We start from the raw sequence: 8970 nt of genomic DNA, 5'->3' as shown, positions 1-8970 counted from the left end.
CGATTAGTCCGAGATTATGAATTATTGCCCGAAACATCTGAGACTTTTATCTACCTTGCTATGATCCGTATTATGGTTAGGCGACTTGCCTAAATTTTGACTGCCAAAAACTTTTCAAACACCCTCTGAGCTAGATGAACTACTAATTTTATGCCAAAAAAAGTTTCCACTATATGAAAATTTTGATTATGAGAAAATTAAAGATATCCTCATCCAAGAAATGGAAAAGATTGACATTGTGTATGATAAAAACCAAGGTATATCAAGCTTGAACTAATTTATAAATTGATATCTTTCACCATCTTTCATTAGCCTTCTAACCCGCCTGGGAATGAATTCCCAGTCTAATAGCCCAAGTCAGTTAAAACTGACTAAAATCCTTTTTGCTAGTGCCATAAATATAACATTTCAATCATCCTCATTTTGACGCGGGTCTTCATCTGGAGGATGCCAACCACCTTTTACCCAAAAACGACGTGCTTTGATAATAGAACCTTCATTATGCCTTTCATCATTAAGATCCAAACGATTACAAGTAGCCCTTCCCGTAGGAGTAATACCAATAATTTTTAAACCATCAGCCGACCAAATAAAATGATCAGACCATTTTTGTTTTCGCGGATTAAATATGGGAATGATATCTCCAGTTTCCGGATCGATACCCGTTGTGAAATTATAGCGATATCCGTTACAACGTTGACAAGCTAAAGCTAAATTATCGGGATTATCTGATGAACCAGGAAGAGATTGAGGAATAATGTGATCAATTGCAAATAAAGCTGCACTTGCTTCTTCCAAAGAATGACAGTATTCGCATAGAAATTTTGCTCTTTCTCTGACTAATTTTCTGGTCGTATCATTAACTGTCATGATTCAGCAATTATTTTCGCATTCAATAAAGTAAAAATTCTATCCAGTTCTAATATTCCTGCTAACTCAGCCTCTTCACTTGCAGTTAGCATTTCCGCCTTCTTTCTTTCAGAAAGTTCTTCCAAACGAGACTGTAACTCAGAGCTAAACTTAAACAAATTCAAATCTCTAACTTTTTTGATTTCAATTCCCGACTCTACCCAGGATGAGGGTTGAATCATCACTTGAGTAATCATAGACTTATTTGATCTCTTGTAATAAACTACATCTTATCACATATTAAATATCTAATAAATAAAATTCCTATCCATAACTCAACCTAAAATTATAAATCAACCTTTGCGCCTTTGCTCCTTAGCGCCTTTGCGCGAAATAAAAATAATAATACACTTAAAAACCTCTCTTCCTTTGCGCCTCTGCGCCTCTGCGTGAGAAAAAAACAACCTCATAACTACTTGAAAAAAACCACATAAACAGCTACCCTGCATTAACATCAAAAATGTGATCCTCAAAACCATGAACACCCACCCCCAAATACCCCCCTACACCTGGAAACGCCCCATCGGTTTAGGATGGGAAAAACCCTACACCGTCCGCTATCCCAGCAACCTCGATGATGGACCATTTCACGGAATGCCATTAGGTGGTTTTGGTGCAGGTTGTATCGGCCGTTCCTCTCGCGGAGATTTCAATTTATGGCACATTGACGGTGGAGAACATACATTTAAAAATGTCCCTGCTTGTCAATTTAGCATCTTTACATCAGACAAAACCTACGCATTATCTACCCAACCCCCAGAAGATAACACATTACAAACTTGGGAATTTTATCCACCTTCTTCAAAGGTATCAGAAGAGGCGGGCAAGATGCCCACCCCACAAAATGTAGGAATTTATCATGCACTTTATCCCCGTAGTTGGTTTGTTTATGAAAATGTTTTTCCAGTTCAATTAACCTGTGAACAATTTTCACCTATCTGGGCTAATAATTACCAAGAAACCAGTTATCCTGTAGCGGTTTTCCTATGGACTGCACACAACCCAACTAACCAACCAGTTACTGTTAGTATAATGCTAACTTGGGAAAATATGGCAGGTTGGTTTACCAATGTTTTAAAATCTCCTGATGTGAAAATTAGAGATGATGGCAGTCCTGTTTATGAATATCAACCAAAATGGGGAGAAAGTAAAGGTAACTATAATTGGTTAGTTGAAGATGATAAGTTTTTAGGTTGTGTTTTAGGTCGAGTTACTAATAATGAAACTCCCCAAGAAGGTGATGGAACTTGGTGTATTGCTACTGCTAAAAATGATCAAGTTGAATTATTTTATCATTCCCGTTTTAACACTATAGGAAATGGTGAGGAAATTTGGCAGACTTTTAGTAAAGATGGTTCTTTAACTAATTATTTAGATGAAACTCCCGCAGATGAAAATACTCGTTTAGGTGCTGCTGTTGCTGTACGTTTCACTTTACAACCAGGGGAAACTTTAGAAGTTCCTTTTGTGTTAAGTTGGGATTTTCCGGTAACAGAGTTTGCAGAAGGTGTAAACTATTATCGCAGATATACAGACTTTTTTGGTTGTAGTGGTGATAACGCTTGGCACATTGCTACCCATGCACTGAAAGAATATCATAATTGGCGATCGCAAATTCAAAACTGGCAAAGTCCTATTTTAAACCGGGAAGACTTACCCGACTGGTTGAAAATGGCGTTATTTAACGAACTCTACGACTTAACCAGTGGGGGTACTCTCTGGAGTGCAGCAACGGAAAAAGACCCCATCGGTCAATTTGCAGTGTTAGAATGTTTAGATTACCGCTGGTATGAAAGTTTAGATGTGCGGTTATACGGTTCTTTCGGGTTATTAATGTTATTCCCAGAACTAGAAAAAGCCGTTATGCGTGCATTTGCTAGGGCAATTCCCCAAAGTGATGATAGAACTAGAATTATCGGTTATTATCTCACCATCAACACTGAAAGTCCCCAAGCTATCCGTAAAGTAGCAGGTGCTACACCTCACGACTTAGGCGCACCTAATGAGTGGGTTTGGGAAAAAACCAATTATACTGCTTATCAAGATTGCAATTTGTGGAAAGATTTAGGTTGTGATTTTGTCTTGCAAGTATACCGCGATTTTCTATTTACTGGTGCAAATGATATCGAATTTCTCGCAGAATGTTGGGATGCAATTGTGCAAACTTTGGATTATGTGAAACAATTTGATTTAGATGGAGATGGTATACCAGAAAATTCTGGCGCACCGGATCAGACTTTTGACGATTGGCGGTTAAATGGTGTTAGTGCTTATTGTGGTGGTTTGTGGTTAGCAGCGTTAGAAAGTGCGATCGCTATTTGTGATATTCTCAAAGATCATAAACACACAACTTCCCAAAAATCAATCTATCAAACTTGGTTAAATCAATCACAACCAATTTATCAAGAAAAACTGTGGAATGGTCAGTTTTACCGTTTGGATAGTGAAAGTGGTTCTAATGTGGTGATGGCTGATCAGTTATGTGGGCAATTTTATGCTCGTTTGCTTAGTTTACCAGATATTGTACCCACTGATAACGCTCTTTCTGCTTTGACTACTATATATAATGCTTGTTTCCTCAAGTTCCAAAATGGAAAATTTGGCGCTGCAAACGGTGTCCTTCCCGATGGTTCACCAGAAAACCCCTACGCTACCCATCCCCTAGAAGTTTGGACAGGTATTAATTTTGGTTTAGCTGCATTTTTGTTACAGATGGGGATGAAAAATGAAGGTTTGCGTTTAACTGAAGCGGTGGTTAAACAAGTTTATGAAAACGGTTTACAGTTCCGCACCCCGGAAGCTATCACCGCAGCAGGTACTTTTCGCGCTAGTACGTATTTACGGGCAATGGCTATCTGGGCAGTTTACCTATGCTTTAAATAATGTATAAGAGGGAATTGGGAATAGGTGACAGGTGACAGGTGACAGTAAGAAGATAATAGGAGTTGAGAAAGAAGAAGGAAGAATTTATTTCCCTCCCCATCACCCCACCTCCCCATATCCTTTGGTAACATTTCGCTCAAGCACTTATGCAGAACTTTACGTAAAAATTTTAGATTTTTTTAAGATTTGTCGTAAATAAACATCTTTTATAGTTAAAAAATGTATCAGCAGAAATGTGATTTTATTTTCTGGTTATTTCCGGAATCCTGAGAAAAAAACAGTAATAGTAATAGTTGAAAGTTCTCAACCCCTATACCCATGTTTGAAAATACGCAATGAACACCTGTTTCATCAACAAAGTCTATAGATAACTACTCTTTTTCTCAGAATGCGAACATTTTTGTGCCAAAGGATACATAAATAATTCAAAATTCACTTTGAAGCATCGAGGACAACCCACTTAAAACTTATCTCCAGGAACATTGGAAAAATGAACATTCAATATAAAAACCGTAAAACCTACCTCACCCTGATAGAATTAGCTGGCATTCAGAATATAAAAGTTACTCTCATGTCAGATGCTATGAGTTTCTGCGCTTAATTGTGTTGTTTAACCTTGACTGAAAACCAGCCAGATAGTACAAAATTTAGTACAAAACAAAATCTAGGTCTATGTAGGGTCAGAAAAAGCAGCAGCAACGATTTTGATTGTTTCAGGTTTACAACCAACTGCACCGTTACTCATAAAAAAAGAGTTCCAGTGCTAGGGATTTATATTATAGCTCTTTGGTTTCTGATTGGCAAGTAAAAACCAATGTGAATTACTGCCCAAATCTCAAAATTTGTATATCACCAAATTCACCTACTGAATCACATAAGTATCAATTTTTTAGAATCTCTAAAACACAAACTCATCATAATTAACGATTTACATTTACACATAATAAAATTGACATGATAATTTTTCTCCCTAGCAACTGAGTTACTTGACTTCACAAAAACTCAAAATTTTCACTCAGCTAAATTCACAATTCTCTGATGACGCTTAATTTATATTGAGCGGTTTGATTACATGATTAAATGCAGGTTTAATATATTACTTTTTCTCTTAACACACCCGCTTATGGGTGTTTTTTTATGTGTAACTTTGTGTGATAAAGACGATAAATGTAGTATATCATAAAATAGTATCAACAACAACTTAATTTTTAGAAGATCGGACTTATTGATATACAATTATTACTATGTATTTACCAGCCGCCATTAAGAATAAGTGTAGCCCTAATGATTCTCCCATCAGACCTAAAAGAAAAACATATAACAATATATAATCACTAAACTTCTAGAGTGAAATTTATGAAAAATCCGGTATTGTTTTTTGATAAAATTCTCTAGAATGCTTAATTTATAAAGGTTTGTGAATTTAGTTAATAGTAATAATTGGCGGAAAAATCAAGATAATCAACTTTGATAACCTCATAAAATGAGGGGTGTTACCCCCCATTTTCTTGACAAAAATGGGACAAAAGTGAAAGTTGCACATTGGCTAAATGAACATTCTGAGATATTCAGTAAATTTAACTTATAAGACTGCCAAAGTGGCAGATGACATTAGAGAAAAAAAATAGTATAAATACGAATGTAGCTTTTAAGAAGGCAATATGAATGCTCTTCTTAGCTGACTGGAAAATTATGAAACTTTACTGAAAAGACTTAATAATTTTCGGCGGCTAGTTATACAATAATATTCAGGGAACATCTATTGAATTACAGCTTGTGGAATTTTTAGAAGACACAACTGCATCTACTAAACCCGCTGAATTACAGAAAGATGGTAAATTTTTTCCTTTCTTTCAGGAGTCAGCAAAAATCACAGAACACAAGTAACCAATAGCAGTTGCTTTCACCAGCAACCACAGCGACGAGGTTACAAAACTGTACAACAGGGTCAATACAGCAAAGCAGCAAACAGACTTGATTAAAAACAGTCAGGTTTTCAATCACAGGTCAGGTCATGAAACAAATCATCAGGTCAAATGCAGTCGAAACACCAAGCCCACGAGGTAATTTAGGGATACAACGCTCTGATTTACATTTTCGTCAGGCATCCGGGGAAAGTCTCGTACTTTCACCAACGGTAAATTTATCAGTCCTACCCCAAAGTAGTGACGTATTAATTAAAAATAAAAGCAACAAGTCAACATCCTGGGAGAATAAAGCACTTTCAGCCTTTGTTGATGTAGTTTGGGAGAAGAAATTAGATTTTTTACCCAGAGTTGTGATGTGGGAGTGTATAGGCAAGATAGCACAAGTCAATAACATCCCAGGAAAGCAAATCACAACGCAAATCACAACGCAAATCACAACTTTAATAACTAAGACACTGGGGAAGATAAAAGCTAGAGCAGAACAAGCAACCCCAAGCAGCTTAGTTTTGAAAGTTAGTTTATGGAAGTTGCTCCCAAACCTACAGACAACGAACCAGTTAGCAGTAAAAATTGCCAAAACTAAAACTTTGCTTCACCGTATCTGGATGCAGCGAACACAACAGAGCAGTTTTAGGAATAGCTTTTTTGCTCTTAATTACGGGAACTGCTGAGAAGTTGTAAAATTTCTGGATGTGCCTGTGGAAAAGGTGAATCTATATTTTTCAACATTTGCTACTGGTCTATTACCAATATATTCCTGTAATTAATTCAACAACTGTTTCACAAATAGTCATCAACCAAACCAAAATTACTGGGTGAAGGTACGATATCACTTCCTGCGATCAACTGGTAAATGTTGGTGTGGTGAACTGATATTGCAGTTTGTGTATTGCAGTTTGTGTATTGCAGTTGTAAATAGCACTTGACAATAACACTCGAAGAAACTCGACAATTTACCTCATTGAAATAAAACTCAAACGTACTATGAATCAAGGCATTTCTGGAAATAGTGGACTCCCTGACAAAAAAATCAATCCTGAACAGTTTGACCAAGTAATAGAAGCAATTCTCGCTGGTAAGTATTCTTGGGCTTGTGTGTTAATGTTGCGGTTTGTTGGTTACAATCCTTTGCATTACATTCCTTACCGTACTTATAACCGACTACTCAAAGAAAACTCTCGCAATAGTCGGTCTAACCCTCAACAGAATGAAAATTTGAAAATTGCTCCATCACCAACAGAGAAAAGGTCAGAGAGTCATTTAGCACCTAGCAGCTTGAGCAAGAAAATTAAAGATTTAGCTTATCTGGAAGTTGCTGGTAAGCAAAAAGTAGAAGTCCGTAATAGCCATAGGGATAAGAAATCGGCATAACCGATAATGATGATAGTTAATAATCTCAGAATCAAAGTTCAAGGAGTCAGGAGCTATTTATTTTGGATTTTGGATTTTGGATTTTGGATTATTTATTTTTGTCAACTCCAATCTAAAATCTAAAATCTAAAATCTAAAATTTTTCTCCCCAGTCGCCTATTACCTACCTTTGGGAAATATGGCTAAATCGGTTTCTAGGTCAAAAAAGTGGAGTTTTTCAGAAACTAATGATAACCAAAGTTGCTCACCCAAACTGATAAATCTATCTGGAGGAACTCGTACTTGTAAAGTTTGACCATCTGTATTTGGTAAATCAGGGTTATATATTCTTACAGCAAGAAAACTATCGTTTCCTAAATTCTCTACTAAATCTACTTTAACTGGTAAATTTTTGGTAGCTGGTACACTTAACATTAAGTGTTCTGGACGAATACCTAAAATTACAGTTTGTCCATCGTATTTTTGTAATGCTTTTCCCCATACATCTGGGAGGGTAAAGCGAAAATTAGCATGGGTAATTAATAAAGGTGCATGAAATTCTACCGGAATAAAATTCATTGGTGGTGAACCAATAAATTCGGCTACAAAGCGGTTAGCAGGATAATTATATAGTTCTAAAGGAGGGGCTACTTGTTGAATTTGTCCCCCAGACATGATGGCAATGCGATCGCCCATTGTCATAGCTTCAGTTTGATCATGGGTAACGTAAATTGTCGTTGTCCCCAACTGACGCTGTAATTTAACAATTTGGGTGCGGGTTTCTGCCCGTAATTTAGCATCTAAATTAGATAAGGGTTCATCCATTAAAAATACTTGAGGATTTCGGGCGATCGCTCTCCCTAATGCTACCCTTTGTCTTTGTCCTCCTGATAACTGTTTAGGTAGGCGATTTAATAAATTTTCAATTTGTAATAATTGGGCAACATTCAGCACTTGTTGTTCTATTGTGCGTTCTTTTGGAGAAAGATAACGCAGTCCTTTGGGTAGTTTTTTAGTCACTCCCACAAGTAGATTTTCTCCCCATGTACGAAAATTACGGGTAGAAATTGTTTCACCATTTCCCAAACGACGACGTAACCCAAAAGCAATGTTGTCATAAACACTCATGTGGGGGTAAAGGGCGTAATTTTGGAACACCATTGCAATATCTCGCGCTTTGGGGGGTAAGTCATTAATTAGGCGAAGCCCTGCGGGCGTGCTGGTGCTATCACCCACCCAAATATTACCCCCAGTCATCACCTCTAACCCTGCTATTAGCCGCAGCAAGGTACTTTTACCACAACCAGAAGGTCCCACCAACACCATAAATTCACCATCAGCAATGGTTAAATTAATGCGTCTGAGGACATTAATACTATCTGCACCCTCTTTTTCTGGTGATGACTGCTGTGTCTTCACACTTTCCCCCTTCCGGGGAGGGAAACTTTTATAAACGTTTTCTAATACAACTTGTGCCACAGTTCTCAGGTAATGGGTAATGGGTAATGGGTCATGGGTAATTGGTAATGGGTAATTGGTAATGGGTAATGGGTAATGGGTAATTGGGAATTGGGAATTGGGAATTGGGAATTGGGAATTGGGTTATTCATCTTAACCCAGTCACCAGTCACCAGTCACCAGTCACCAGTCACCAGTCCCCAGTCACCAGTCCCCAGTCCCCAGTCACCAGTCCCCAGTCACCAGTCCCCAGTCACCAGTTACAAGTCACCAATCACCAGTCCCCATTACCCAGTCACCTTCACTACAAATACATGAAAATCATTTTTAACAATTCCGCACGAGTAAATGGTTAAGTTATATAACAAAAAGATCAGACCATCCTTACTTTTACCTTATCATTAATTCCCTATCTACCACTAATAAAATTAAATACAATTTC

Annotated in this window: 7 protein-coding genes and 1 pseudogene; 5 read left to right on the top strand and 3 right to left on the bottom strand. The window is 37.4% G+C overall.

The genetic code is table 11. The annotated features are described in order from the left end of the window. Window positions 1-93, top strand: a pseudogene (locus FFR48_RS22055) (IS5/IS1182 family transposase); the annotation flags it as partial. A gap of 315 nt (window positions 94-408) precedes the next feature. Here FFR48_RS22055 and FFR48_RS22050 read toward each other — a convergent pair. After that, a complete protein-coding gene (locus tag FFR48_RS22050) occupies window positions 409-870 on the bottom strand; it encodes an HNH endonuclease (RefSeq protein WP_137668852.1) in 462 nt (153 codons plus the stop codon). Next, window positions 867-1106, bottom strand: coding sequence for a hypothetical protein (locus FFR48_RS22045; RefSeq protein WP_137668851.1), 240 nt, complete (start codon window positions 1104-1106; stop codon window positions 867-869). Before FFR48_RS22045 ends, FFR48_RS22050 begins: the two co-directional genes overlap by 4 nt. A gap of 280 nt (window positions 1107-1386) precedes the next feature. Between FFR48_RS22045 and FFR48_RS22040 the strand changes: the two genes are divergently transcribed. From FFR48_RS22040 to FFR48_RS22030, 3 genes are all read left to right on the top strand, one after another. Further along, window positions 1387-3792 carry a GH116 family glycosyl hydrolase gene (locus FFR48_RS22040; protein WP_137668850.1) on the top strand — a complete coding sequence of 802 codons (2406 nt, stop codon included), beginning with the start codon at window positions 1387-1389 and terminating at the stop codon, window positions 3790-3792. A gap of 2014 nt (window positions 3793-5806) precedes the next feature. Beyond that, window positions 5807-6391: a hypothetical protein gene (locus FFR48_RS22035; protein WP_096570734.1), complete on the top strand. Its 585-nt coding sequence runs from the start codon at window positions 5807-5809 to the stop codon at window positions 6389-6391. Between the two features lie 313 nt (window positions 6392-6704). Continuing rightward, window positions 6705-7091: a HetP family heterocyst commitment protein gene (locus FFR48_RS22030; RefSeq protein WP_096570736.1), complete on the top strand. Its 387-nt coding sequence runs from the start codon at window positions 6705-6707 to the stop codon at window positions 7089-7091. Between the two features lie 159 nt (window positions 7092-7250). Here FFR48_RS22030 and FFR48_RS30760 read toward each other — a convergent pair whose 3' ends face one another. Next, complete coding sequence (locus FFR48_RS30760; RefSeq protein ID WP_096570738.1) at window positions 7251-8549, bottom strand: ABC transporter ATP-binding protein; 1299 nt, start codon at window positions 8547-8549, stop codon at window positions 7251-7253. 104 nt (window positions 8550-8653) lie between these two features. Here FFR48_RS30760 and FFR48_RS22020 point away from each other — a divergent pair, with 104 nt between their 5' ends. Next, a complete protein-coding gene (locus FFR48_RS22020; RefSeq protein ID WP_162501936.1) occupies window positions 8654-8884 on the top strand; it encodes a hypothetical protein in 231 nt (76 codons plus the stop codon). Window positions 8885-8970: the final 86 nt, after the last annotated feature.

The organism is Sphaerospermopsis reniformis (assembly GCF_005402885.1).
GTDB lineage: Bacteria > Cyanobacteriota > Cyanobacteriia > Cyanobacteriales > Nostocaceae > Sphaerospermopsis > Sphaerospermopsis kisseleviana.
The sequence above is the reverse complement of the archived record's forward strand: the minus strand, read 5'-3'. Positions and strand labels throughout refer to the sequence as shown.

Excerpts from the sequence above, each read along its gene's own strand:
- FFR48_RS22040 (WP_137668850.1), top strand. The coding sequence starts at position 1,387 with ATGAACACCCACCCCCAAATACCCCCCTACACCTGGAAACGCCCCATC.
- FFR48_RS22030 (WP_096570736.1), top strand. The coding sequence starts at position 6,705 with ATGAATCAAGGCATTTCTGGAAATAGTGGACTCCCTGACAAAAAAATC.
- FFR48_RS22035 (WP_096570734.1), top strand. The coding sequence starts at position 5,807 with ATGAAACAAATCATCAGGTCAAATGCAGTCGAAACACCAAGCCCACGA.
- FFR48_RS22050 (WP_137668852.1), bottom strand. The coding sequence starts at position 870 with ATGACAGTTAATGATACGACCAGAAAATTAGTCAGAGAAAGAGCAAAA.
- FFR48_RS22045 (WP_137668851.1), bottom strand. The coding sequence starts at position 1,106 with ATGATTACTCAAGTGATGATTCAACCCTCATCCTGGGTAGAGTCGGGA.